The 26,994-nt window shown below is 55.3% G+C and carries 20 protein-coding genes and 1 tRNA gene; 13 read left to right on the forward strand and 8 right to left on the reverse strand.

Going from position 1 to position 26,994, the window contains the following annotated elements:
• Nucleotides 1–3: 3 nt before the first annotated feature.
• Complete coding sequence (locus CHH27_RS13210) at nt 4–2,034, reverse strand: flagellar hook-length control protein FliK (RefSeq protein ID WP_157738915.1); 2,031 nt, start codon at nt 2,032–2,034, stop codon at nt 4–6.
• Nucleotides 2,035–2,385: 351 nt separating this feature from the next.
• Between CHH27_RS13210 and mnmA the strand changes: the two genes are divergently transcribed.
• Nucleotides 2,386–3,564 carry a tRNA 2-thiouridine(34) synthase MnmA gene (gene mnmA, locus CHH27_RS13215; protein WP_094072003.1) on the forward strand — a complete coding sequence of 393 codons (1,179 nt, stop codon included), beginning with the start codon at nt 2,386–2,388 and terminating at the stop codon, nt 3,562–3,564.
• Between the two features lie 115 nt (nt 3,565–3,679).
• Nucleotides 3,680–3,756: transfer RNA gene (locus CHH27_RS13220), tRNA-Met, on the forward strand.
• A 755-nt stretch (nt 3,757–4,511) separates the two neighbouring features.
• On the opposite strand, the gene CHH27_RS27695 is transcribed toward CHH27_RS13220, so the two are convergent.
• From CHH27_RS27695 to CHH27_RS13230, 3 genes are all read right to left on the reverse strand, one after another.
• A complete protein-coding gene (locus CHH27_RS27695; protein ID WP_157738916.1) occupies nt 4,512–5,309 on the reverse strand; it encodes a hypothetical protein in 798 nt (265 codons plus the stop codon).
• Complete coding sequence (locus CHH27_RS13225) at nt 5,284–7,749, reverse strand: hypothetical protein (RefSeq protein WP_094072004.1); 2,466 nt, start codon at nt 7,747–7,749, stop codon at nt 5,284–5,286. The genes CHH27_RS27695 and CHH27_RS13225 overlap by 26 nt, the downstream gene beginning before the upstream one ends.
• A gap of 883 nt (nt 7,750–8,632) precedes the next feature.
• A complete protein-coding gene (locus CHH27_RS13230; RefSeq protein ID WP_157738917.1) occupies nt 8,633–8,995 on the reverse strand; it encodes a hypothetical protein in 363 nt (120 codons plus the stop codon).
• A gap of 145 nt (nt 8,996–9,140) precedes the next feature.
• Here CHH27_RS13230 and CHH27_RS27700 point away from each other — a divergent pair, with 145 nt between their 5' ends.
• The 4 genes from CHH27_RS27700 to CHH27_RS13245 all read left to right on the forward strand — a co-directional run bounded on the left by CHH27_RS27700 (nt 9,141) and on the right by CHH27_RS13245 (nt 12,981).
• Complete coding sequence (locus CHH27_RS27700) at nt 9,141–9,509, forward strand: hypothetical protein (protein WP_157738918.1); 369 nt, start codon at nt 9,141–9,143, stop codon at nt 9,507–9,509.
• A gap of 1 nt (nt 9,510) precedes the next feature.
• Complete coding sequence (locus CHH27_RS27705; RefSeq protein WP_157738919.1) at nt 9,511–9,717, forward strand: hypothetical protein; 207 nt, start codon at nt 9,511–9,513, stop codon at nt 9,715–9,717.
• Nucleotides 9,714–10,610 (forward strand): hypothetical protein, encoded by an 897-nt coding sequence (locus CHH27_RS13240; protein WP_094072007.1) that lies wholly within the window; start codon nt 9,714–9,716, stop codon nt 10,608–10,610. The genes CHH27_RS27705 and CHH27_RS13240 overlap by 4 nt, the downstream gene beginning before the upstream one ends.
• A gap of 1,432 nt (nt 10,611–12,042) precedes the next feature.
• Nucleotides 12,043–12,981 carry a site-specific integrase gene (locus CHH27_RS13245; protein ID WP_094072008.1) on the forward strand — a complete coding sequence of 313 codons (939 nt, stop codon included), beginning with the start codon at nt 12,043–12,045 and terminating at the stop codon, nt 12,979–12,981.
• Here the strand turns inward: CHH27_RS13245 and CHH27_RS13250 are convergent, their stop codons facing one another.
• Complete coding sequence (locus tag CHH27_RS13250; RefSeq protein WP_094072009.1) at nt 12,982–13,779, reverse strand: hypothetical protein; 798 nt, start codon at nt 13,777–13,779, stop codon at nt 12,982–12,984.
• A 212-nt stretch (nt 13,780–13,991) separates the two neighbouring features.
• Nucleotides 13,992–15,596, reverse strand: coding sequence for a hypothetical protein (locus tag CHH27_RS13255; RefSeq protein WP_094072010.1), 1,605 nt, complete (start codon nt 15,594–15,596; stop codon nt 13,992–13,994).
• Between the two features lie 118 nt (nt 15,597–15,714).
• Between CHH27_RS13255 and CHH27_RS13260 the strand changes: the two genes are divergently transcribed.
• Nucleotides 15,715–17,097 (forward strand): serine hydrolase, encoded by a 1,383-nt coding sequence (locus tag CHH27_RS13260; RefSeq protein WP_094072011.1) that lies wholly within the window; start codon nt 15,715–15,717, stop codon nt 17,095–17,097.
• Nucleotides 17,098–17,536: 439 nt separating this feature from the next.
• Here the strand turns inward: CHH27_RS13260 and CHH27_RS13265 are convergent, their stop codons facing one another.
• Nucleotides 17,537–18,004: an ABZJ_00895 family protein gene (locus CHH27_RS13265; protein ID WP_157738920.1), complete on the reverse strand. Its 468-nt coding sequence runs from the start codon at nt 18,002–18,004 to the stop codon at nt 17,537–17,539.
• Between the two features lie 497 nt (nt 18,005–18,501).
• Nucleotides 18,502–19,341: a PhzF family phenazine biosynthesis protein gene (locus CHH27_RS13270; RefSeq protein ID WP_094074726.1), complete on the reverse strand. Its 840-nt coding sequence runs from the start codon at nt 19,339–19,341 to the stop codon at nt 18,502–18,504.
• Between CHH27_RS13270 and CHH27_RS13275 the strand changes: the two genes are divergently transcribed.
• From CHH27_RS13275 to CHH27_RS13310, 6 genes are all read left to right on the forward strand, one after another.
• Nucleotides 19,330–19,917, forward strand: a complete 588-nt coding sequence (locus CHH27_RS13275; RefSeq protein ID WP_247646226.1) for an Lrp/AsnC family transcriptional regulator — start codon at nt 19,330–19,332, stop codon at nt 19,915–19,917. The two genes, CHH27_RS13270 and CHH27_RS13275, sit on opposite strands and share 12 nt — an antisense overlap.
• A gap of 506 nt (nt 19,918–20,423) precedes the next feature.
• A complete protein-coding gene (locus CHH27_RS13285) occupies nt 20,424–20,681 on the forward strand; it encodes a hypothetical protein (RefSeq protein WP_371681854.1) in 258 nt (85 codons plus the stop codon).
• 317 nt (nt 20,682–20,998) lie between these two features.
• Nucleotides 20,999–23,902: a peptidoglycan-binding protein gene (locus CHH27_RS13290; protein WP_157738921.1), complete on the forward strand. Its 2,904-nt coding sequence runs from the start codon at nt 20,999–21,001 to the stop codon at nt 23,900–23,902.
• A 430-nt stretch (nt 23,903–24,332) separates the two neighbouring features.
• Nucleotides 24,333–24,623 carry a hypothetical protein gene (locus tag CHH27_RS13300; protein WP_094072018.1) on the forward strand — a complete coding sequence of 97 codons (291 nt, stop codon included), beginning with the start codon at nt 24,333–24,335 and terminating at the stop codon, nt 24,621–24,623.
• Nucleotides 24,610–25,302 (forward strand): hypothetical protein, encoded by a 693-nt coding sequence (locus tag CHH27_RS13305; protein ID WP_094072019.1) that lies wholly within the window; start codon nt 24,610–24,612, stop codon nt 25,300–25,302. The genes CHH27_RS13300 and CHH27_RS13305 overlap by 14 nt, the downstream gene beginning before the upstream one ends.
• A 70-nt stretch (nt 25,303–25,372) precedes the next feature.
• Nucleotides 25,373–26,977 (forward strand): peptidoglycan-binding domain-containing protein, encoded by a 1,605-nt coding sequence (locus tag CHH27_RS13310; RefSeq protein WP_094072020.1) that lies wholly within the window; start codon nt 25,373–25,375, stop codon nt 26,975–26,977.
• Nucleotides 26,978–26,994: the final 17 nt, after the last annotated feature.

The following is a 26,994-nucleotide window of genomic DNA, read 5'->3' on the forward strand; positions in this document are numbered from 1 at the left end:
CCTTTATACTTTCATGTCCAGACCGCCGCGCTGTTCGGCAAGCATCAATCGGACCCGGTCACTGACGTCAGGGTCTGCCTCTCCGGCGCCGTCTGCAACGCCTTCATCGGCACCGCCCGAACCGTTCCGGTTGTCCTGGCCCCCGGCCATGTCCTGGCCACCATCCTGCTTCAGCGAGAACTGCAGATTGTCGGACCCCGGATTGAGACCGGCCGCTTCGAGTGCACGTTCCAGGCCCCGCTGGTCCCTGAGGAACATGTCGAGGGTTTCCGGCCGCTCGACGATCAGGTGCGCTTGAACGCTGCCGTCGGCGGCGACCCGCATGTTGACTTCAACCCGGCCGAGCTCCGGCGGATCGAACCGCATCTGGAACTGCGTCTGTCCGTTTTTCAGGTTCCGGACAATTTCTGCAGCCACCTGCGTGGCCACCTGGGTTGACTGCGCCTGATTGGGCGTCTGCAGGCTTTCCGTGCGCATTGCCCCGCTCATGTCACCGCCGCGAACGGTGGCCGTCGTGAACTCCGAACCGGTTTCCGGCTCAAGGACACCTGGGGGCAATTCGGCTTCCTCACTCAGAGCCGGAGCCAGGGCAGCAGCGGCAACAGGCGCCGCCATGGCGGCAGCCGTGTTCTGAGGCGCACCAGGCCCACGCTCAGCATTGGCGGGACCCGCTGTTCCCGTTCCGCCTGCAGCCGCAGGTTTGGCGCCCGTCGCTGGTGCAGTGTCCGCAGACAAAGGCTTGAGAGGCAGAACATCTCCATCAATATCCTGGTCCAGTGCCGCATCCAGCTCGGGCACGGCCACCACGGGCGTTTCACCAGTCGCTGCCGAGGTCTGGACCTGGGTCAGCACCTGGGGCTGGACTGCGGGCTGCCCCGCAGTCGAAACAACAGCAGGAGCCGCTGCCGGCGCGCCCACAGCTTGACTGACAGGCGCTTGCCCGTCAGCCGGCATGGCCCCGATCCCCTGGCTGGCGACCGGCTGGACCGGCGTGGACGGCGCTTTTGTCATGAAGTCGGCCGCAGTCTGCGATTGAAGCGCTGCCGTCGGCGTTCCACCGGTCATTGATCCTGAAACATCAGTCACCGCTTGCTGCACCGGGGCTGCGGCAGTCACCTGCACCACCGGCGGCGGGTTCAACCCGGCTGCGGGCGTCCCGGCCGCGCCGGCAGTGGCAACAGCGGGCAATTGCATCTCAACAGTCGGAACAGGTCCGGCGGGCCGCGGCTGAGCGGGAACCGTTGACGGCGCGCGGAATTCTTGCGGCAGCTCGGTCTGCCAGCGCCGCCCGGCAGGGGCTGCGACCTGTTGAAGAGATTCACCGGCGGGTTGAGACGGCAGGCCCGCCGGCACGCCCTCACCAGCGGTTTGCGGTGTGGCGGCGGCTGTTGCCGGCGGTGTCATTCCAGAAGAAGCCGACTGCGAAGGCTGCGCGGGCGTCGGCGTCACGGGTGCGGCGCCGGGAACAGCACCAGCGGCCGAACCTGTTGCCTGCCCAATAGCTGGAGGCGCGACACCTCCTGCGCCGGCCTCAACAGAAGGCACAGCCACCTGAGGCAGCACAGCGCCATCCGGCGAAACGGCCGGCGACATGACCGCACCCATATGAGCCGGCGCCAACGCCGCCAGGCTGATTTCTCCGGCAGGCGCGGCGGGCTGGCTGGTGTCTTCCGTCTCCGCGACATCCACGCCAGCTTCCGCCACCGGCATCTGCTGGTCTTCCTCCAGCACTGCCACCTCGGGCAAGGTCCCCGGCACCACGTCTTGCGGCAGGACGGCTCCCTCCGGCAGTTCAGCGGAGGTCTTTAAAAGCTGAAGTGTTTCCAGAGCGCTTTCCGCCGCCCCGGCCTGCCCGGCCGTGCCCCCGTCCTGCGCGAGAGCCTGCCCGGCCACCGCTTTCAGTTCATGCGCGAAACCGCCCGTTTCTCCACCGGCGATCACGCCGCCAGAAGCAGGTGCAGCTCCGAGCGCACCTCCGGCCCCGGCGGCCAGCGCCCCTGCAGAAACATCCGTTGTCAGTCCAAATGGCAGCACGATTGCCCCCGAAATCCTCGCCCGCCGCTGCAGGCACATTGCGTCACGAAACAGAAAGCAAGGAGCGGGCCAATCGAAATCCCTTTGCAAGCAACTGATTTTCTTAACGAAAAGAGTCACACCCTCGCAAGACATGCCTTCAACGGGCGGCAAGGTTTGCCGATCGGGCAAAGCGTGCCTGCCATGCGCAGGCGGGCAATTGGCAAAGAATGACCATATCTGTATAGTGCCGCCAACTTTGAAACAGGCCTTGAGATCAGCGCGCAGCCTCTCCCGATGCAATCGGCGTGGATGGCCCGGGGCAACGGCCCGGAGCGCTGAACCGGCCAGGACTTCTGGAAGACTTTGAAAATGCGAAACAGTCTGGATCTGCCCGGCCGCCCGGAGGATACGCGTGTTGTCGTTGCCATGTCCGGCGGCGTCGACAGCTCCGTCGTGGCTGCGCTGATGAAGGCGGAAGGCTATGACGTCATCGGCGTCACGCTGCAGCTTTACGATCATGGTGCAGCGGTTGCCAAGGCGAAGTCCTGCTGCGCCGGCGTCGACATTCACGACGCCCGCCGCGCGGCCGAGACAATCGGCATCCCGCATTACGTGCTTGATTATGAAAGCCGCTTCAAGGAGCAGGTCATGGACCGCTTTGCCGACAGCTATATTGCCGGCGAAACCCCGATCCCCTGCGTCTCCTGCAACCAGACCGTCAAGTTCACCGATCTCCTGAAGACCGCGAAGGACCTCGGCGCGGATGCGCTGGCGACCGGCCACTATGTGCGCTCCAGCCAGCAGGGCAACAAGCGCGCGCTCTACCGGCCGACCGATCTGGACCGTGACCAGAGCTACTTCCTGTTCGCCACGACCCAGGAACAGCTGGACTTTGTCCGCTTCCCCCTTGGCGGCATGCCCAAGGCAAAGGTGCGGGACCTGGCCGAACAGTTCGGCCTGTCGGTGGCCAACAAGCCGGACAGCCAGGACATCTGCTTCGTGCCGAATGGTGACTATGCAGAGGTAATCCGCAAGCTGCGCCCCAATGCGGCCGAGCCGGGCGAGATAGTCCATATGGATGGCCGGGTGCTGGGCCGGCATGAAGGCATCATTCACTACACGATCGGCCAGCGCCGCGGTCTCGGCGTTGCCACCGGAGAACCGCTTTACGTGGTCCGTCTCGACCCGGACGAGCGCCGGGTGGTGGTCGGCCCGCGTGAGGCGCTGGCAACGCGCACCATCCTGCTTCGGGAAATGAACTGGATTGGCGATCAGCCGCTGGACGAAGGCGACGAGATCGAGCTCTTTGCCAAGGTGCGCTCCACCCGGCCACCGGCCCCGGCCACCCTGCGCATCCTGAACGGCAAGGCCTTTGTCGACCTGGCGAATGCCGAAACCGGCGTAGCGCCTGGCCAGGCCTGTGTCTTTTTCGATTCCGACGACGACACGGCGCGGGTTTTCGGTGGCGGCTGGATCGACAAGACCGAGCGCACCGGCACCTGGACCATCGATTTTCCACAAGCCGAAAGCCCGGTTTCTGCCGCTTGAGCCACATTGAAAAACTTTGCGGACGGGCATCGATTCAACGCTTGACGCCCGCCCGCCGCCTCACTATAAGCACCCCACGTTGCGCGGGCCGCCCAGGCCCTGACGCGCATTGGATGGCGGAGTAGCTCAGCCGGTTAGAGCAGCGGAATCATAATCCGCGTGTCGGGGGTTCGAGTCCCTCCTCCGCTACCATCATTCCGAGTCAATTCGTTGCCGTGTGCTGTCAAATAGCGCGTTTCTCGCGCAGTGTTTTTTCGGGTGCGTGCCTCGAATAGTCAGCCTCAATAGCCCCGCGTCTTCTAGACGCCTTCGGCCTTAATTTTGTGCTGCCGTTCGAACTCGGCGGTTGACGGCATTCCGTTTCTGACGTGCGCGCCTTACGCGACGTGAAATCCATCAGAATTTTGCAGCATTGAAGCCTCATCTTGCTCCTTCATCTGCAGGCGAGACGTGGGAACAGACACTCGACAGGGTCGAACTCGCAATAGAGCTCGAGGTTAACGCTCGCAACGAGTAATCTAACAACTCTGCCACGTAACTACCTACGCCGGGCCGCGCGCGCTCAGATTTTCACGGATAGCGGTCATAGCGTCCGGGTTCAGGCTATGGCTTTGCGCGCCCAATGTCAGAGATCAGGGCGAAAAGCAATCACTGATCGCATCGGTCTTTTTTGTTAGCTTCAGGTCACGTACTGAAACCACTAACGGAAGGCTAATTCGATTTCCATCGGATCATCTATCCGCTACTCTAGCTTACTTTACATACGACGAAATTCAGCTGAACGTTTCGACGAACTCGTGGCAAATTCGCCTAACCAAAGGCCCTGTGCTGCAGGTACTTCGAAAATTCAATTCTAATTTTTGGTGATTTTTCCTCTGCTACTTCGCGTTCGATTGTATCTTCAAATTAGTCTGATGCTCCTGCACCGTGGCAAGTCGTTTGGTGCGTTAGAAGGTAGCCTCAACCCAAGAAATACTTAGCACTGGAATTTTTTTACGCTTCATTTTAGTAAAGTATTTTGACCTTCGGTCGAACACATGCCATAAAAATTTCAATTTAAATTCGTTTGTCCAATGTATTTGCGTCCTGGGATTAACACAAACTTGCGACGCGCCTCCAGAATAATAACTATTTATTACCTTCAATTGAGGAGTTTTTTCGGAATCAAGGATGGGAAGTTCCGTCATTCCTGCAAGAGTAACTACGTGACCAGAATTATAAGTCCGGCCATCGATGTAACTAACGCTAGTTAGCAGATACCTTGCACCCCGTTCTTCGTTCAAAACCGGCTCATTACCTCGCCGGCTATCGGAACAATAGGCATTCCTCTTAATACACTCCTCCCTAGGAAAAAAATGTTCTCGGATTGCTGATAGAAGTTTCGGCTGCCCGTAATAATAACGTGTCTGAACTCTATATTTGCCACCGGTGTAAAGCCTAACAACGTAGTCCCAATCTTCGCGAGTTGAACTTTTTTGCCCCTTGCTCTTCATCCTCCGCACCACCAAATCCCGAATTGCGGATTCTTTTCTCTGAATGCTTTGGAATAGTTCTAAGTTTATTGTGTCATCTACGACTATCTGTTTCTTATCTTCTTCAGATTGAAGTGCAACTGCCAGGGCAAAAGACTGGCAGGTTCTATTGTTTAACTGAGGCGGCAACAATTTTTCTCCCGCCTCAGTAGCACCTACTGCAATCAAGTAGGAATAAAATGCAATGTTAATAACTTTGAAGAAGCAATTCATAGTCCACTTCCAAATCCGGGTCAGGATGAATTAGCTCCCAACCGCTTTCAGCAGTAGTATATCGATTACTGTCTTCTACATCCGAGACTATTTGCCTTACGCTCAAGGGGGAAACATCAAAATTTTCTATTTGATTTGATGAAACTTCCATAGCCTTGAATCTGTCAATCAATTTCTTGCGAATGGTATTTTGCGAAGACAGCAATTCAGTTAGCTCCGCAATATCCTTTTGCAACTCTTGTACATCAGACCGAGCGTTAAACCGATCAATTGGATTCCCCATAATTTCTACATCACCTGTCGCAACTAGTTTCTGCGTATCGAGAATGGCGAAGTGTCGCAATTCTGATAGAAATAGTGGGTCTTCGGAAATCAATTCGTTGAACTCCTCAACGCTTAGACGCGTTTCCTTACCCTTCACAGATCCAGATGCATTGGACATGATATAGTTGTTTGTTTGAGAATGATTTTCCTTAAGCTTTTTAAGGAAATCATCTAGCTCCGGATCACCGAGATCAAAGTCACGTGGAAAATCGCTTATGGCCTCCCTCGGATCGACAAATATTATTCCGTCTTCGGGGTGACCAAATTCTTCATGAAACAAGTCCGACAGTTCCTTGGCTTTTATTTTCTGGGCGTTCTTGGCCGCAGCAGTATACTCTTGGCGCTTTAAGATGTATTTTTCTGGGCTAAATTGGAAAACTGATCGAATGTTTTCGCCGTTCATTATTTTATTTGTGGAATTTCTACTCTCATCACAGTTCAGCTCTGGCTTGGCAGCTAGTTCCTGATATTGGCAAGATGTCAACCTACGGAAATTGTCTAGCTCCGCATTCGACAAATACCCATCAAGGTCACCATTTTTACGCCTCTCAACTGAAGTTCCTTTAATCCAATGCAAGTACCTGCTATCGGCATCTAAAATCAAGGCAAGTTGCGATTCAATAATTGATTTTTTGTTCTTCGCCCTTGCTATATTCGAGTCGAATTCCCTACACCTGCGATCGGAGGGATGGATGTTGCAGCCTTCCCTAATGTGATCGTAACCACAGATACCACCTTTACCAATTTTGAACTTACATTTTTTAGCCTTCTTATAGATTTTTACCAAATGCCCTTTCTTCTGATTTTCTTGGTGTGCAATATAACTGTCCAAATCAGAAATAGATCTTGCTTCTTCTTCAGTTCTCTCTCTAACAAATTCGGAGTGAATAGGCATTTCCAACCGATAAAAGTAGTCTGAATATTTTCCGTCGCTTGCAGCCAAACACTCTTCCAAAATTTGATCGCGTAAATCATTTGAGAGTAAGCGACGGCATTTCCTTTCTTTGCTAGAGAGTTCTTCTACCTTTGCAAGCAGTATGTCCTGCAAATCTTTGTAGAACTGTATGTCTTTCCCACGTAATCCAATGGAATACGCACTCGGATTCTCTATAACTCGCTCCAAATAGGACGCCAATCCCTCTAATCTAAGAATGAAGGATACCCTTTTTTCGTTCAACAGAAGACCTTGTTTAAGCTTTTCAGAAAAATCGGGCAATTCTGTATACCTGGTAAGCCTGACACGAAACGGATAACTATCACTAACTTCCATCGCATTTCCCAGATGAGCCAAGGTAGAATAAATACTATTTTCTGAACTGGGCAAAGCCAGTCCTCTATGAGCCGAATGATAATATTGCAAAGCTCCAACAGATCTTTTGGAGACAGTCTCCGACAACTTTTTCGATTTAAAACTAGCTTCTCCTGAAAACCCTAAATAGCCACCACCGGCACTAATTGATGAAGTCTTCCTTGTATCTTCAGAATTACTCTCTTCATCAAAGCCATATAGAGCATATAACTCCGCTCCACGCTCGATAGCTGCCACAAAACTGTCTCCACAGTGTTTGAAGAATTCTTCAGGCCCTTTCTCAAGCAGCCCCTTTCCAAAGTCGTTTATCGTAACGCTTCTAAGCAATTGGTTTTCGCCGTCCGGAGCGGACACAAATTCGACACCATTCACTAGATTTGCCTTCACAAGCAAGTTTAAGCTGTGGCTTTCTACATTGGTTTTCTTATAGAAATTGTATTTCGCGGATACATCCGCGGATGCAATTTCAAATTTAGCTTTAGCAGCTGCACTGTAGGTGAGTTCAATTTCGCGGCGGAGGCTGTCTCGATCTTCAATTCGCTTTAAAGAAACAGACGCATTTTGCCCGCCAGCACTCTCGACTTTGAAGGAAATACATGTAGCGTAAGCCTTTTGTTCATCGACGCTATTCCAACCTGCACCAATTGCAACACCACTCCTTGGATAGTCGATAACCCTTGAACCCGGAAATACAACCTTGTCGTCGGACCAGTAACCGGCAGTTTCGCTGACTTTTCGAAATTCGTCGTCGGCGACCGCAGAACTTGCGGTAATACATGCAATCAGAAACAAATTTACCAAGCGCATAAAAACCCCCCTATTAACACACCAATAAAATGACACTCCTGCTCGAAATGCAACCAAATATTGTGCAGGTCCTGTTGCTGGAGCGATCAACTGGAAGTTTATTTGGCCTCCACAACTTGCAGACGCCTCGCACTTCAGCGCAAATCCCGCCCCCACCTGATAGTCATGGAAGGCGCTACGCTAGCTGTGTGAAACAGGATGGCTGCCATTGCCATATTTTCTGAACAAAGCGCTCATCGATTGAAGCACATCGATAATTGCTGTTGGCTTGCGATATCGACACATTATGTCCGGCGACTTCGAATGCCATGAGCAGTTAGTTGGCTAAATCAAGCACCTTCTCAAGCCCTCTTGGAGAAGTTGCCACGTCAACGAGAAGCTTCTTAAACGGCTTCAAGTACCCGCCTTCATCAAGACGAAGACTGTTTAGGAAATGCTCTCGGGCGCTTCGCACTAGAAATTGAACGCATTTGTTCGCATCTGTGGGCCTTTCAACGGTGGCCTGCTTCTTTTTTACGTTTTACCCAGGGCTTATGTGGCGGACGATCAGACGACGACCACTGCAATAGTGTGGTCGAGGTCGGTTCAGGCAGCGGTTCTCATGCCGGTGCCCGCCCTACCTTCAGCTTGTTCCAATACCCAGCTCTTGGGCGCGGAACATCCATCGCTTCGCAAGCCTGGACAATCTTTAAGCCCGGAAGCTGAAGCTCTTCGCTCAACTGCGTCAGCGGTTTAGCCCAGACCAAGTCATATAATTCTTCCCGAGATACCACTATCCGCTCCATCGCTAAGGATCGCATTGCGATACCAAACGCATAGTCGGGACAGTGATATCCTTGATCTGTTTCAAACGGCCAGCGGTCGCTGCCGCTAATCAACTGGTTTACATACAGATTTTTCCGGATGCTACCGCCTTCTCTAGTGAGTATCCGGGTACATCGAATGCAATGATAACGTAGTCCTCATTCAGCTTTGCATAGCCAGCGAAGAAGAACTGTTTACCAGTGTAGGCACCGAAAGCGTTCTTGGCATTCACTGTTCCACAAATCTTGCCCCCCAGCCCCTCACTGAGTTCCGTCACGATGTCGAACGTGAACACCGCAGTATACGGATCAGTGAGCACGTTAGCTGCAGATGCACGAATGGCACCCTCAAGCCTCGAGTCGATTTCTGCGGCGGACGCAGTCCCTACAGTGAGCACAGCAGCAAAAGTTTTCACGAACAGGTTTTTCATCAGCAAACTCATAGTCGACCTCCAGTTAGAGCACGACTCGACGCGATAGGACGCCAACGTTGCGGGGCCAAGGGCATTCTTTCGCTGATCATTTTTTTATGCACTCTGGTGACCAAGAACGCTACAATAAGGAAAACATCTACAAAAAGGAAAATTGATGACCAAATTCCGATACACAGTGACACTTGACGCGGCTACCGGCGAGCTGGTCGAAGGCCTCGCGCGCCACGCGGAAATCCCGACAGCACGTCTGATCAAAAACATGTTTATGCTGTCCCATGCAGACCTGCATTTCTTCAATGTCTGGCTGTCTCAGCAGAAAGAAGGCACAGATCAATATTTGCGAGGCAGGCATTCTCTCACGAACCCCGGACCTCATCGTCTTATCGCTGACGCAGCTGCGATTGAGCGCGATAACGGCAACAAGCTTCTTGTTGGTGCTGACGCCCTTAAGCGTGATCCCGAATGTGGCGGAGTCTGTGTCGTATCAGCTGATCTTGCTAATCCGGGTTCGGGAGCATCTTGAAATGCTTCTGGTGATCGCAGAATGGCTGGCCGCTTTAGGCCAGCCTATTTTTGAGCACGCAAGGTCGCTGTGTATGCTCACCACCCATGTTCTCAATCAGACACACCTCAAACTGAGCTGTCTTCGCAAAAAGGCGAGCCGCAAAAGGGGTTACGAAGGTTTTCAGTCCAGAAATGACAACATCCAAGAAGAGAAGGAAGCCGCGTGACAAAGCACTCCCTGCCCCACGGCGCTAAGGAAATCAATTTCCAGGTCATTGGTGACGTCAAAGAGCGCTTAAGTAAAGACGATGCAGCTTGCGAAGAGAGTGCCGCTGCTACTCGGTCACCAAGGCAGGCGAAGTTTGATGATGTTTCCGCAACGGTTCGTCGTCTCAAGCGTATCGATACGGCGTTGATCTGTGAGCAGCTTGAGGGATTTAAGGAAACCATCGACGCAGAGGCGAATGCAGCAGCCTTTCAAGGAATGGTCAGGAAGGAATTCATCGCGTCACACCTGGTTCTCAATGCGCGGGTCGGCTGTAAGGTTGACCCAGCGCCTGCACCTGCGTTTCGACCTCAGCCAAACCGAACAAGGTTCCCAGCTGGCAACGCTGCAGCACTGTCAAATATTATTCGCCTGATCGACATGCATTACTGCTGGTCGATGGGGCACAAGCCGCGGCAAACGGGAAAGATCGCGACTGCATTCGGCGAACAGTTCGACTTTGAAGAAGCCTATGAGTTCTCGCAGTCCAAGGGAAAGATCGCGGCGAAGCTCGAGCTGATCGGATTAGACGAGACGCCAGGGCCTGGCTATTGCCGGATTGGGAACGCGTCATTGAAGACTGATGCGGAAAGAGAAGCTCATCGGTGTTTTCTCAAGAGCCGCGACCGCTTTCTGATCGACCTCCGAAACAAGTCGTTGAAGGCAAGTGTGAACGAAGATGAATGGGCAGACATGCTTGCGGCTGCCGGACTGCTGAAGAAGTTCGATCTGGATGCGTCCGGGCAAAACCTCAAGCTCGTCTTGTGCCTGGTTGGCCGCGTTAGTGACGACGCTCCTTACCGCGTCATGCAGAAGTACACGTCGGCCTGCCGCACGCTTGGGGTTGAACCATAGTGCGAAAGAGCACAACCGAAGCTAGACACGAGCAAAGAACGAGCAACTCAAGAGCAAAAAGGCCGGAACAGCCCAGAAACCTTGGGGAAATGAGTTGTCGGCGTCCCTTAAAAAGTAGACTGATAGAGAGGTATTTTCATACTAGGGAGCGCCCTTCGGGCGCGGGCTGCTCCGGCCTCCGCCTTCGGCTCCGGCACTCCGCATCCCAGGGGTGAGAAAACATCGTTCCGGAAGAGAATGAGAGAAAACAAGGTTACAGACTAAGCTATCTCCGGAACATAGTGCGGTGACACCGACACCAGACACAAAGACCCTAGAGAGGGTCCGTTCGTCGCCTGCGGCTCCGATCCTCCCCTCTCCCGGAACACCCTCTGGGTCCGGCACACGATACAGGAGAAGAAAGAAGATCACTGATCTGTTTCCGGCTCGCAGCGGCTATCCCAGCCGGTCCGAGCACTCTTCGACAAGTTTAGTCGCAGCCGGGCTCGTTCCGGGTTTTGGAAACAATCAGATAGTGGCCACACAGCAAGATCGCTGTCGTCTGCCTCCAACTGTTCCGGTCGCAACTATTCTTCTCCCACTAATCAAGCGGTGAACACAACAGGGATTTGTTTTAATGCTCTCTGGCAAGCTTCACGATGCGCAGGGCAGAGAAAACACTATCGATCGCTCAGAAAAGCGCTGGTGATCTTCCCTGAAGATCCTCGCGATATGTCTATCTCTTGGGCTCAAAACTGTTTGTCCGGGCCAAAGGGATGTCGCAATCAATGACGCACTAAGTGCACCCTCGCGCCCAAAGCGTGATTTACGGCGCAAAACCAGGCTCGAAATTACGCCTCTCAGATTTCCCAAGAACACGCGACTGCAATCGGATCGACAAGGAAAAAGGCTGTGCTGGTGCGTGGGTTAACATTTTTTGCGCTCCTCCCATAAAACTCCAACACAGATTACATCTTGGCCAGAATGTATTGAAATTCGGAGCTTTTTTATTCCTGCCGAAGGCATCTCATGGAACCCTACGCTCTTGTTTTGGGTAGCCGGTTAACTCGTGGCGCACTCGATCTTGCCCGCGGTCGTAAAAATCGCCGGTTTTGAGTTTACTTAAGGAGCACAAAAGTTTCCCACCCAATGACGTGAAATTAGATGACCACGGCTCTAACCGCTCTTGTTACCCGGTTTTGGAAACTCTCGACGCTCGGAAGTTGAGAAAAGTTTCCCAAAAACACACCGTTGGAAACCATCTCTCCGGGGATTGGTGAACATTTTCCTGGTGAGCCCAATGCTCATCCCCATGAGACATGTCCAACTTCTCTAGGACTTCCATCTAAGCGGCTGTTCTACTTAACTTTTTCCACTCCCCGACTGGAAAAACACCCGACAGGTCGTTCCGCGTCTCCTACAATAATGTTCATCGACAACTACTGAGGTTCAGATGAGCAATAAGAAGACGATAAGCGACGCGTGTAAGGCATGGATCAAACGCTGTGAGCGGGATGAACTGGAGCGAGCGACACTGCGCTCTTATCGCAACCACGTTGATCATCATATTGATCCGGTGATCGGTGAAACTTTGCTTTGTGAATTGACCCGGTCAGATGTCCGCGACTTCATTGATGACATGCTCGACAAGAATTCCAGGGCGATGACAGACAAGGTGCTGCGGTCTCTGCGTTCAGCCCTGAATGAAGCCTTGGACCGGGAGTGGATCGACAACAACGTTGCGCTTTCTGTGAAGCTGCGTCGGTCTTCTCGTAACGCTCCGGATCGGATCATTCCGACTGAGTCGGAAATCAAGGCGATGCTAAATACCGTCTCCGACAAATATCGCCCACTGATCGTCACTGCGATCTACACCGGTATGCGCATGTCGGAACTACGCGGTCTCAGGTGGGAAGATGTAGACTTCACCAAGTCCATCATCCGAGTGCGTCAGCGTGCCGATCGCTTCAACCAGATCGGCAAGCCCAAGTCTAAGTCCGGTCGCCGGGATATACCGATGGCGCCGAGCGTCAAGAAGGTGCTGATGGCCTGGAAGGCAAACTGCCCAACCGGTGATTTCGACCTCGTATTCCCGAATGGCGTTGGCAACGTCGAGAGCCCGTCGAACATCTCAACTCGGGTTCTTTATCCTCTTCTGAAAAACGCTGACATCACGGACAGCAACGGCAAGCCGAAGTTCTCATTCCATGCGCTGCGGCACGCAGCCGCCTCGCTCTATATCGAACAGGGTTGGCCCGCTAAGAAGATCCAGACGCTGCTCGGTCATGCCTCAATCACCATGACATTCGACGTGTACGGGCACTTGTTCGACAACGCTGAGGATGACGTTGAGCTGTTCGCCAAACTCGAGGCTGACCTGGAAGCGGCATGATTACGCACCGCTCCCTGAAAGCTTCACCTTGCTCAGAACCGGATGGTCAGGATTCCTTGCCCGGAACTGATTGAGCCACCTGCGAAAATTTGCACTCGTCCAGGGCTTTCCGCGCATTGTCGGCACTTCTCGGCGATTGAGCTCTTCGACGATGTCCGAGACTGACAGCAAGGCCTTGCGGTCTTCGGGCAGGAGATGTCCATGAGCGCGAAATATGTTTTGTGCCATGAACACGTCCTCGATCCCGGTCGAGCGTTTTTCTGCTTCTTCTGACTTTAGCTTCGCTGGCCGGTAGCGTGGCACCTGCCCCTTCGCTCTCATCTGCTCTTCGATTTCTCGAGTTCGGATGGCTTCGTGAACAGCATGCAGCCTGGGCTTGATAAACTCCGCGAACCTCTCCTCTGTAAGCGAGAAGACAGGTGCATTCTGAAGCACGCTGTGCAGATAGAGTGCTTGACCGCCAAAGAAACGCTGAAGCCTATAGATTTCCTCTTCATTGCTGGCATCAATGAGCCGGGAGGCGTCATCGATCACTGCAGAGCCTCCATGGCGCTTCACTTCTGTTATGGCAGCCCGCACCGACTGATTGGCGCCAAGTATGGGCCGAGAATATTCCTCCGAGATCGCACACCAGCGCTTGATTTCGATCTCATGTTCATCCGCCCAGCGCTCTATGTATTCCTTTTGGAAGTGTGACGAAGGGTGCAGGCTCGCTGCCTTGACTGAGACAGACTGGCTATAACCGCGGAGGACAATGAGCCCGACATATGGGCGCTTCGGCTCGTAACTGGGATGCATAAACTCGCTCGAAATTACAAATTCTCGGCAGTGTCATATCGAGATCAACGAGCTGAATCTACGTGGAAATTGCGCCTTTCCGGTGGAATCATAATCCGCGTGTCGGGGGTTCGAGTCCCTCCTCCGCTACCAAGTTTTCAATGTGTAATGATTGCGCTTTTAAAGCTGCGCAAACGGGCTTCCGGTTTTGGCTCATGCGTAGGACAAATTCACTACAATTTGGCCTCTTCCAGAGTTTCAAGCATTTGGTCGACGGTTTCGGAACGGTAGACAAACCGTCCCAGATATTCCCGCTCATGACCTTCAAATTCAGGATGGTTTGCCGTGAGTTCGGCAGCTGCTTCTCGAGCCATGGCTTTCTCTCCGATACGCCAAGCAGTTACAGAGCGTAACAAAGGATCCCACGCAATCCCAGGCGACTTGAAATCAATCGCATTGATGTGGGCAGCTTTGTAATCATGGTTTATCCAGTGGTGCAGCAACGGAGCCAGTTTAAGCCAGCCTGGCTGCATGGGATTCAGGCGACATGCCTTTTTCAAATGCGCGAGGCCCGACTCCCAGTGACCGCATAACGCAATTCCCCAGCCCGAGAAGCCGATCAGATAAGCGGCATTGGGGTTGAGCGAGATACACCTTTCATAGGCCTGCACCGCTCCTTGAAAATCGTGGCAGTGCATTCTTAAAAAGCCAAGTGTCTGCTGCGATTGCTGGCAGTTGGGGTCAAGTCTCGCAGCACGCTCTGCAATTTCTCTTGCTGCCTGCATCTCAATGGTGTCATCGCTCAATCTCAGTGCGACAGCGTCGGCTTCCAGCTCTGCCAGCATTGAAAGCACAAGCGCATTCGACGGTTCTACATCCACTGTTTGCCGCAAGAGTGAACGCGTGTGTTCGAATGTTGTGTGATTGAGATTGTAATTGTAGAAAGTCATGGCCGCGCTGTATGCGCCATCGGTTTTGACGCGTGACCTTGCGCCAGGACGCTGAAAATAGCTCGCAACGGCCCCATAGCTGTTGGCAACCTTCGCGACCACGTCAGCACAGATCTTGTCTTCAATATCGAAAGCTTGGTCAGGTGACCAAATTTGATCGTAGATTTCCGACCAGACCGTGCTAGAGGTCTCTGTCTCCGAGAGTTCCAAAGTCAACCGTATCCGGTTCCCACCCCAACGAACCGTTCCTGTGAGAACAAGATCCAAATTCAACTCGTGTATTTGGTCCGCCTCGATGGCCCCGTTCCTTGCGACAGCAACGGAGGTGTGGTGCCCGATGACTTCCAGGCCGTCGAAACGGGAAAGGCCGGCTATCAACCCATGAGTCAGTCCTGTCGCATACAAATGTGCATCCGGCACGTTGGATTTTGAGGCAATCGGCGCGACTGCAAGGCGCGGTAGACTATTGGCAAAACGACGTCGTTGGGTGTCATCTTCCGGCACCTGACTGGGCTGCCGGTGAAACAAGATTGCGTATCCACCTTTGGGCAGTTCAAAGCGAATGGCGTCTTCCTTGCCGTCAACTGCATAATAAAGATCAAGCGCCCTGCGGAGTTTTGCGGCTTCGGCACGCACCACGGGATCGCTTTGCGGATCAAAATCGTCTCCTCGTCCGAAAACGTCCTGTGCAATGGCAAACTGTTTCAAAGTGGCTGATCTACCAGCCAGGCATTCTTCCGCGAGATACCTGAGGAGACGCCGACCGCGAACACTGGCCGTAAATGCCTCGTCGCTCGTCAACACGGCCAGCTGTCGGCGAACGTCACCAACCCAGCCCTCTCCCGCCAACTGGATTTGTCCACTCCGCTTGTCTGCTGCTTTGTTCATTCAAAAAAACCGCCATAAGAAATCTCAGGCACCACTGTTGCACGTAACTTACGACGAAGGCCACCGGTAACACACTCCACATGGTCTCTACAGAATTCAATGATTTGCACATCCATCGATGGGTTTGGAAACCTTTCGCTACCAATTTCTGACCAAGGTCACTCTTGGCGAACAATCAGGAGAGTTGGGAATGCTTACCGAGGGCTTCTTTTCAAAAGGAATTGCGGTTTGTTCGCTGGCAATGATTGCCACGACGACGACAAGCTACGCTCAGGATGACTTTGTGGAAGGCCGTCCTAAAACGGCAGCCGAACTGGGAATCATGACTGGAACCCCACCCGCACGAACCATTGACATCAGCGCATGGGACAAAGGGCCCGACAATCGTTGGGCGTTCCAGCACATCAGTGAATTTCTCCACGTTGCCAATATCAGCAAAGGATCGAAGGCTTCCGTTCCACTTGGAACCGATTTTCAGGATCTCTCCTTTCTTGAATTCGAAGCCCTGGACGGCACGAACATGTCCGTTTCAGAGATGCTCGTAAAAACCTATACCGATGGATTTATCGTGTTGCGAGACGGAGATGTCGTCTTTGAAAAGTACTTCAACGGGATGACACCCGATACCCGTCACCTTCTGATGTCCGTCTCAAAGTCCGTGACCGGCACCTTGGCCGGTGTCCTGGTGAACGACGGTCGGCTCGACCCCACCGCAATGGTGACACAGTACATTCCTGAAATGGAAGGTGCACCCGGATTTGGCGATGCGACAGTCCGTCAAGTTCTGGATATGACAACTTCAATTGTCTTCAGCGAGGACTATGCCGATCCGAACGCAGAGGTCGTTGCGCACGAAGCTTCCACCGCGTGGCGGGGTGAAAATGCACCGCTGGCCAATGAGGGTGTTTATGCCTTCTCAACAACGATCAAAAAGGACGACTCTCGACCACATGGACAGCAGTTCCAGTACGCGTCCATCAACACCGATGTGTTGGGCTGGCTCATTGAGCGCGCTTCCGGTCAAAGGTTTGCGGATTTCTTTAGCGAAACAATTTGGTCGAAACTGGGAGCAGATCACGACGGCCAGATTACGGTTGACTACAAAGGTTCCGCGGCAGCCAATGGCGGGTTTGTCCTGACTTTGAGAGACCTTGCACGGTTCTCGCAAATGGTTCTGGATGACGGATACTACAATGATCAGCAAATCGTCGCTTCAGGCTGGATCGATGACATCAGGTTTAATGGTGACAACGAAGCCTGGAAACCGACCAGTTACTATGAAACTTGGCCGAACGGTTTCTACAGAAATCAATGGTATGTGACGGGCGACGATCATGGGTCATTCTTTGCTGTAGGTGTTAACGGCCAGCACATATGGATTAACCCGACAACCCGCACGGCGATTGTAAAGTTCTCCTCCCTTCCCGTGAGCGCGGACAAGGAGAACATCGTTTTGGGTTGGCGTGCGATGGACGCAATATCAAGGTCATTTGCCGATTAATCAAACTTGGTCGCGCCCTTTCTCAGGCGCGACCATGTTTCCTCAAACGAGACTTGTTCCATAGGTGGTTCCGCTTGGACCGGCTGTTAAGTTTGCTCAACACCTAAGTTTTTCCGGTGGAATCATAATCCACGTGTCGGGGGTTCGAGTCCCTCCCGCTACCAAATTTCCCCCTCAGAGTTTTCTGAACTTATGCTCGACTTAAGTTGAGCAAAGTGCGAATTCATGAATCGAAGCACGAATTCCGGACAATACCTCTTTGGCCACACGGCGCTTTGGGCCTCTCGGGTTCTTTTCTTTGGTTCAGGAACTGTTAGAGTCATCCACCTTAATGCCCTGGTCGGTTATTCAGATCTATTGAGTAAGAACCGGAAAACTCTCCATGAATAGCCCCACTTCAGTGGTCCAGTTTGGTTGTCAGTACAGGACCGCCTGACCGTCACTCGAAAACGGCGCTCCTTTTTGCCTGTTTCGCCAGATGCACTTTTTCGGCTTGCCGTGCACCGCTGACGAACATGAATCGCTTCGCAACCCAGGATATGGCAAGAAGGGCAATCGTGAGCAGCAAAGTGAACAACAGGAATGATCCGAGGTCTGATCCAAGCTCGCCCGATGCAAGCAGAAACAATACGAACAGTCCGCCGAGCGTAAGGGAAATGGCACCTTCGACCAGTGTCATCTGGAATGATGCGCTCCAGGCGAACCCGCTGTCAGGAACGATTTCAAAATTCTTGTAGAACCTGTGTCCGGCGTCCGTGGCCGCTCCCATGACCGCTACAAGCTGGCTCATCACACCGTTGATGCTAATACCGGTAAAAATCTCCAGAACGATGCTCACGACCGTCATCACGATCAACAATCCCGTAAATACAAATCCAAATCGAACCAGCCCCACACTCTTCTGCACGATAGATCTCCAGAAAAACCCAACAAAAAATCCAATCTTGATTGAGTATGGTCGCACCCAAGCAAGCCTTTGCACCCCATGACAGCATCAAAAGAAGTTTTTCATGCTGCGGAGAATGCGCAGGGTGCAATAACGTATAAATCTTAAGTTGTAGTTGTTCAGGTGCTTCAAATTGCAATCAGCGCATCCGGCAACCAGGTTTCGCCACGTCGACGTTGGCATCAACGGATGGAGCTGCACGGCAAGCCGAATTGATTCACTTGGTCAGATGTGCAAGAGCCTGCTTCAAAACAATAAACATCCACCATCGGGAGGAGAAGGCGGGTGTTCCTATGCTACGCTCTCGGAGGTCCACCATGGGTAGCCAGCGGACCTCATGCCTCCCCCTTTCTTCAAGGATGTCTGTCAGTTCGTGGGCTCCGCGCAATTCAAGGCGCCAGCAACAACGTCTGCTGAAGGGGGACACATCCCCCCCTTTCGGCCTATCGTTCAGTAGCTTACGTTATCGCCCTGGCGCTGCCGGACACCCGAACCGGCGCGCCTGGAGTGTCGCTCAACTCGACCTCTATCAAGGAGGGATGCCCCATATCTTCGCCCTGACGGATCGTGAATTTTCCACCGTGGGGCCAGTTTCTGTCTCTCAGATACCCCGCAAAGGCTGCGGCAGCTGCCCCTGTGGCGGGATCTTCCGTAACCCCACCTGATGCGAAGGCGTTCCTGACGGCAAACATCTGATCGGCTTCGATAAAAACAAGCATCACTGTCACGAGGCCATGTTTGCGCATCACGTCACGACCCTGGTCAAGGTCATAGCTCATGCCCGCCAATTGCGCGCGGTGTTGCAGCGGCAAGACGATGTGATCTGCCCCGCCGTGAATACGGGCCGCGGGAAGCCGGGGATCAAGATCATCCTGGCTCAGTCCAAAGAGTGCCAGCACGTCGGAGAGCTCATCTTCGTTGATTGCCCGGCTCTTCGTCGGCGGTGAGGTCAGCGTTGCGATCATGCCCGTCTCGGACGGCTGCGCTTCAACGGTGATCGAGGCATCGTTCAATGTCAGGCCAAACGTCCCCGGACCGGCATGCTGCCCCAGCACCGCGCCAAGCGCGATCGTCGCGTGACCACAGAACGGCACCTCGGATTCAGGCGAGAAATAGCGCACCCGCCAGTTCATTCCGGTATCGTCCTGCGGCACGGCAAAGGCCGTTTCCGAATAGCCGACCTCAGCGGCGACACGGGCCATGTCCGCCACCTGTGCGGGCTCGCTCAACAAGACCACGCCTGCCGGATTGCCCCCTTCACCACCCTGACTGAACGCTGCTACTCTTTGGATTTCCATAATGCTCTCCTGTTTGTTGGGACGCATTTTAGTCATCCGGCGCGCAACTGTCCGGGCACTCGCAAAGGGAAACTGGAAAAAGGCCTTTCAAATCGCGCGCCAATTCCCGATTATGCCTTCATGTCAAAATCCATGGACCAAACAGATTGTGAGATCATAGAAATTCTCGACTCGGATGGTCGTTCGAGCCTTGCGGAAATCGGAAAGGTGGTTGGCCTGTCTGGTCCCGCCGTCGGAGAGCGCGTTCGCCGACTGCAAGAGACAGGATTTGTAGACGGTTTCGGGGCCCGGATCGATTTGCGCTCGCTGGGCTATACCGTGCAGGCACTGGTCCGGATCAAGCCTCGCAGCGGGCAGCTGCATGCGGTCGAGCGGATGATTGAAGATCAGCCCCGCTTCACGTCCTGCGACAGGGTGACAGGTGAAGATTGTTACGTCGCGCGTCTCGTCCTGGTGGATGTGGCCGAACTGGATGACATTCTGTTGCCCTTCCACGATCGGGCAGAAACGCATACGTCAATCGTGAAGTCTTCGATCTTCGAACAAAGACTGCCGCCGCTGCTGCCCCGCGGCTGACATTTTGCCTAAACTGCAGCTGAAACCGTGCATTCGTGAAACGGTTGTGCCCCGCAAGGGCCAACACATACAGCCATATCAGTTTCGCCTGCCGATGCTTTTTCAATAATTGACTGCACTGATCGATTTTTCGGATCCCAAAAAGGTTTGCCGGACACAAAGCTCTTGCCCCTCCTCCCCCGGCCCCGCACGCTTGCCGGCGGCAAGACCGCTTGTTGACGGCCGTATCTCACGGTGCAACTTGAGACAGCGTTTCGCATATGGGGCCCTGCCGGATGAAAATCACCGTTCCTTGTTTCGACACCTTTAAGGTCGAGCTTCACGATGAAACCGGAAGTCTGGACCTGGAAGCCAAACAGGTCTTGGAGGCATCTCTCCCTTTGTGCAGTGCTGACCACCTCAGGGAAACCAGACACATCTTTGCCTGTTGCAGGGACTTCCACACATCCGCGGAGTGCGAAGATGGGTGAGAGGACACCAAGACCTATCGTGACCAGGTCCCGGAAATCTGGCGACATGTCACGCCTGGGCCCGTCTTCCAGGAGCGAGGCAACGGCGATGATGATGTCTGGTACGCCATTATGGAGGCAGAGTGCGACTGGGAGATCGAGCACGGCCTGATGATGGTCTGGAGGAACGGCACCACGCTCTGCAAGGTCGGTGGCTATGATGGCCATCTTACCAACGCCGATGCCTATGGCGACGCGCACCTGTCAAACGTTGTCTACCAGGCAACCAACCCCGGATTTACAACAATCGCCTAGGGCCAGGAACCAAGTTCGAGCTGTCATGCCTCAAGAACGTTGTTGAAGACCATTCCCTTCGCCTGGAACGAAGCAGCAGGCTGGTCGGCCCGGTTCCTTTCTGACAGGAGACGGACACGAGCGCGTCGCTAGATCCGCTGTTGGACCACGTGGCGCCTGTGCCGCAGACAGATCGGCAGTTTTGTCATGCGCAGATGCTTCAATTTTGCGTGGGGCGGTTTCCAATAGAATAGCCGGGTCCCTCCGAACTTCGGAAGCAAAGATGGCCTCACTCGGACAACGACAGGCCAGAAACTGCAGGCATCCGGGAGAAGACCGTGCGTGTTTTCGCTGCTTTGGCAACTGTTCTGTGTCTCACATTGCTGGCAAGTGTCGGTACTGCGTCAGCTTCCAACCGCCTTTCGCTGGAAAAGTCGGGAAGTTGGGTCATCGCAGCCTATGCAGATGGGACTGACGCGACCACCTTCACGAAATGCATCATGGTTCTGCCCCTCTCACAGGGGCGCTACTTCGGGCTGGGCCTGTTCACCAGCGGCAACTATGTTGTCATTCTGGGGCTTGGAGAAAATCGGGTTACCGAAGGAGCCAGCTACAACGCGCGGATCAGCGTGGATCGGCGTTGGGCGCTGGAGACCAGTACCGAGGCCATGACAAGCGATTCCGTCAGGTTCTTTCCCGGCAACGAGATTGCGACGTCCAGGGCGCTCACGGCCATCGCTGAAGGCTCTCGGCTGAACTTTCAGATCACCGGTTTGAAGCGCAACACCCTCTCGCTGCGCGGAAGCCGTCGTGCCATCAGGGCACTGCAGCGTTGCCATCAGACATATGCGCCTCAGGTTGTCGCCCAAACCGAACCCGAAGCGCCGGATATTCAACCGTCCGCAGACATACGCGATCTCGCACGGGAAGTCGGCATCCCGGTCCCCTCCGGCAGTCTTCGGCAACTGAGGGAAAACGCCGACACACTCGATCCGCGGGCACAGCTGGTGTTCGTTCTGGCCCTGATGGATCAGACCGACTACGGGCGCTTCAAGGAGGAAGCCATCGGCCATGTGACGCTGGTCGCGGACGCGGACGATCCGCGCGGGCTTTTTCTTCTCGCGCGGATGATGGAGCTTGGTTTTGACGATGAAAGCTATTCTGGACACGCCAGCGACCTGATCAGCCAGGCAGCTGACCTCGGCCACCCGGAAGCCCTGGTGCGACGGGCTCTGGCGCGGCGCGCGCAGGAACCGGAGGCGGCCCTTGCCGACCTCGAACTGGCCGCCGCCTCGGGACATCGCGGCGCCAGGGATATCCTGAAGGACTGGCACGCGGAAAACCGCGCAGCGCAAACGACCACGCCACCACCCGTCACCGCCCTGCCGACCCCTGTTCCGGTGCCGGCCCCGCAAACCGCTCCGACCATCAAGGGCAACAAGGCACGGTTCTCGACAGGCGAGGCCGTTTCGGTCGAATTTGGCAACCTGCCGACCGGTCAGTTGAACTGGATTGCAATCGCCGCGGCCGACCATGACGCAGATGCCTTCTACGACCTGCTGATGTTGCAGGACGGTCGACAGGCGGGAACCCACACCTTCAAGCTCCTGCCCGACGGCGATTATGAGCTGAGGGTCTACCTGGACTGGCCGAACGGCGGCCACGAAATCGCCGCGAAGGCTCCGGTCACCGTCGGAAACATCGCGCTCCCTTCGACGCAACCACTGCCGGAACCGGTTGTTCAGCCCCCTCCGAACGTGCCGGACGCCGCGGCCGCACACACGGCAGAAACTGTACCATCAGGTCCCAAGAACGATTCCATGAGGTCCGACTATTCAGATCAGGGGGCACTGGCGTGCTTCGGCGGAGCCACTTATCCGGAGAGCTGGAAAAAAGACGGTCAGTGCGTCGATCACGGCTGTTACTTCGGATTGCGGGAACAGGCGGCCTGCCTGGAGATCGGTACCGCAAGGTCTGCGCCACTGGTCATGTATGGGGCAGCAGGTGGCCCCCGGGCGCGTGAATGCTGGCTACAGACCACATGCGGCGATCTCAGGCCCCAGGACAATTACCGGGTTTTCCGGAAACAGGGCACGGGAGCCGAAACGGACAGTGTCGCCACCGAAGCGGCGGATACCGGCCGCAATACGTCCGATGAAACGGCCAACTCTGCATTGCCCGGCGATCCGGAGCTGATCATGGCGATACAGGCACTGTTGTCTTCCATGGGCTACGAGGTCGGTATGCTGGACGGCAGCCTCTCTCCTCAGACAAGGGCAGCCCTGACGGCGTTTCAGGTCGCCAGAGGCTTGCACGCTGACGGTCTTCCAAGCGCGGCGCTGCGCGACGAAGCTCTTTCGGCTGTCGCTTCCGGTCACCGGCGGCTGCAGGAAAAAGGTCCGGACGAGCCTTCCCTGTCGACCCAACCTGCACCTGCGGCGCAGTCCGAAGTGCAATCCTCCCCAGCCCTGCCTCCGGAAGGCAGCGAGGCCCCAGCACCTGAGCCTGAACCCCGGACCGCTTCGCCCCCTTCAGCTGAAACGCCTCCTGAAACCGCACAGGACAAGACACGACCCGGCATAAGCTATGCATCCCACGCAGGTGGAGAGAAGACGGTCGTGCATGATGACAGCGGCATGGACAAGAAATGGTACGGTCAGACCGCCTATCACCCGGCCGGCCGCGTGACCTACATCTATGATGGTGACGGCTATATCCGCGAAATCAAGCGTTACCTCTCGGAAGGCGAGAAGCAGGACTTCATCGAAAGAGAGGAATTCGACCGGGCAGGACAGTTGCGCGAATTCGAACGCCGTCCCGTCGTTTCGGCCGGCGAAGACGACAAGGTGCGCCGCTATTTCGGCGTAGACGGCAAGCCGCTTGCGAAGGACGGCTACCCTGAGGACCTCTATGCCGGCGCCTGTTTTGCTGCAGCAAGCCAAGGGGCTGAAATCCCGATTTTGGCGTCCCTGTCCATTCCCAGATGCGGCTATCGCGACAATCGCCTGTGCACCTGTTATGGCGGCAAGTGGCAAGGCCAGAAACGCTGCAACGACGCAACGGATGCACAGCCCTTCAACGGGGTCGCGGTCAAACAGAACAAGAAGACAGGCAAGACTGTGCTGAAGGTCTACTTCGCCGGAGGCCACCGGTGCGGCGAACGGCGTTTCGATCCGGATACCGGGCAGCAGAGCGGCGAGAAACTGTTGGGCACAGTCGAACAGATCAGAGCGGACAGATAACAAGCTGTCCTGTCGCGTGGTCTTGCCGGGCAGCGACGACCTTTTTTCCGCCGCTCACACGCGGTCATTGCGACTTGCGAAGAACGGCGACGATTGAAATCTGACAATGCCGTCCCCCCGCCCCGGGCACGCCAGGCATGTCAAAAACCGCGTCTATACATCACCTTACGGTATGCTAAGCTTTTTCCTTGAGCCGAAACAGCAGTCCCGGCGAGAGCGTCCGTTCTGAATTTGTCAGCCTGACGGCCACACCCGGTTTCAATCCGGGTTGCTGCAGGTCAGGGTATCCGCCGGCTGATCCGTTTTTCAGGAGAAGCCTGTCGCTGCAGGGAGTTGGCGGCCGCTTCCCGACCGCGCCCAGGGAAGAACGACCTGCTGTTTCCGCGTCCCTCAGCCGGATCATGTTCCGGCCAGCAAACGGGAGCCTGTCATGCGGTTTTTCATTGCCCTGGTTCTGGTTGCCGGTTTCCTCGGAGGCGGCGGTGCAACACTGATCGCGTTTCTGGATGTCTATGCCAGGGAAGGCATGACCGAAGACGCCGGAGCAGCGTTGTTCATATCGGGAATGCTGCTGTTCATCGGTCTCCTGCTGCTCGCCGGGGCGATCAGATCCCGTCGCCGCCAGAAGGCGATCGACGCAAACCAGATGGCGGCAACCGGCTTCGCACACTGGATGACCATGGATCATGGCGATGGGGGAGGCGACTATGGTGGCGACTGAGAGACTGGTTGCCGCAGTGGCATTGATCACGCTGTTTGCGATGGCAAATGTGCAGCCGCTGTTCGCGCAAGGCAGGATCAGTGCGATTACCAACAAGGCGGACGCGCAGAAATACATCAACGAACTGCTGTCATTTCAGGAAGGGGCAGACAAGCTGAATCTTGCCGAGGACGGCCTGCGCGATTCAGTGACCAACCAATACGAAGCGGTCCTGAGATCCGTCAACGACTCGGACACGATGAACGAGGTGTACGACAAGCTCAATCGCCTGGACTTTTCACGCATGGACGATGCAACCTTCGATGCCAAACAGGCGGCCGAATTCGTCGGACATTTCGCAAGGAATTCACAATTCGCCGAGTTGCAGGATCTCGCCGCGCAGATCGAGACCACCCTGATCACGCAGATCAACATGATGGAGCGGTTCAAGCAGTCTTTCCGGAACGGGGATGCCGACGCCATTGTGAGAGACTGGAACTACCTGAACAGCATACGGGACAGCAGTTCCGACTACTGGAACCAGTTTCTCGACATCCTGAACGGACAAGCCGACAAGATCGCCGAAATCTACGGCGTAACCGAACAGACAGAGGTGATCGGGTGTCCCTACGCGCCGAATTCAAGGCAGTATTTCATGCATTGTATCGGCGAAGATGAGCTGTCACGCAGCCCGAACTGACCTTCGAGACAGGCGCGCGGGAAGCGCTCTTCCCGAACGGTTGCTTCAAGGAAAAAGGAACTCGTGAGTGATGAGACTTTTTCGCGACACCAGACCAGACCAATACGTTCCGGCTGCCGTTCTCGCAGTTCTTTTCCTGGCGGCATCGTTTCAGCCTGCCGGTGCCCACATGCTCAAGGAACGGGAGTTCGTGCTTCAGCCGAAACTGTCTGATGGCTTTGAGCGCATGAAACCGATACTGGAGCGATTGCGGAAGCTTCAAGAACAGGACGGCGATCCTCCCACCTCCCCGGGTCCTGTGCCCGCTGCAGAACCTCTGGCTCCGGTCTCACCATCGCCTGGCGTGGCAGCGGGAAGTACCGCACCGCCGGCGCCCGCCGGTGCGAAAGCTGCCACCGCCCCGCAGATGCCCGTCTCGAACGGCGTGGTTGGTCTGTCCGGGCAGGAAATCGAAGTGCTGAACACCTACAACAAGGCAACTGTGCGCAGCGGTCCCTCGGTCTCGCCGCAAGTTACCTTGCGCGTACCGACCCTGATTACCCAGCTGCAGACCTATCACTGGAACAACGCGAAAGGGACGGCACAGGCCGGGGCGATCGGTATTGCGGGTATCGGTTTCTGGCAGGCCGTCGGCGCTCCGGGCATGAACAATGCTCCGAACGCGGAATGGATCGCACGGCCGAACCTGGTCCTCAATCCCGGGACTTACGTCATCATGGACAGCGACCCGGCGACATGGGCCACCAACGGCAATGCCAACAATGTCGGCTTCGTTGTCGTGAGAGGCATCCCGATTGCAATGCCCTCCGCACAGGTCGCGGCACCGACGGTCGCAGCACCGCCGCCGGCACCCGTTGACCAGGTTGTCCCCAGCGCCCCTCAGGAAGCGCCGCAGGCTTCAGCTCCACCGCCTCCGTCACCGCCACCTTCCCAGTCGGCCCCAGCTCCCGAGCGGCCCGCGCAACAGGCAGCAACCGGTGTGCCCGGGGTCGAAGTCGACAAGAACACTCTTCTGGCCATTCAAGCCCTTTTGAACAGGCTCGGGTATCTGGCGGACAAGCCGACCGGCACGTTTTCCGCCAACACCGGGACCGCGATCTCCCGGTTCCAGCACGACAATGGCCTCCCCTCTGACGGTCTGCCGACACAGGGTCTGAGAGACGCCCTGATTTCCGCGGTGAAGCAACCGCCGCAAACACAGGGCGGCGATAAACCCACGGGCGATGGCAATGGCACTCAGACGGCAAAGGCTCCGCCGGCTGCGCAGGGCCCGTACTCGCATACGGAAGACGAAGTCGGAGACTTTGCCTCATCGCCAGATGCCACGAGGGGCATCTTCAAAAGCCGGCCCAACGGCTGGTTGGCAAACGGCACCATGCCGGTCGGCGATGTCGATGTCATCCTGTTTGCGACATCAACGCAAGGAGACGTTCAGGTCACCATTCGACCCTGCACGCGCCAGGCGGAGATGATCGTGGTCAACGAGACGGGTCAGGAGCTGGTCCGGGCCGACGACATTTCCTACGGCTATTACGGCCTCTACACCACGCGCAAGTTGACCAATCTTCCAAAGGGCCTTTACGCGGTCATCCTGAAACACACGGGACGTACGCCGTGTGAAGACGAAGCTCAGGGCTGGAACGCCGAGGTTGCCGGACACATAATCGTCCCGTGACAACCGGCGAAGGTCGG

This window comes from Labrenzia sp. VG12, from assembly GCF_002237595.1.
Lineage (GTDB): Bacteria > Pseudomonadota > Alphaproteobacteria > Rhizobiales > Stappiaceae > Roseibium.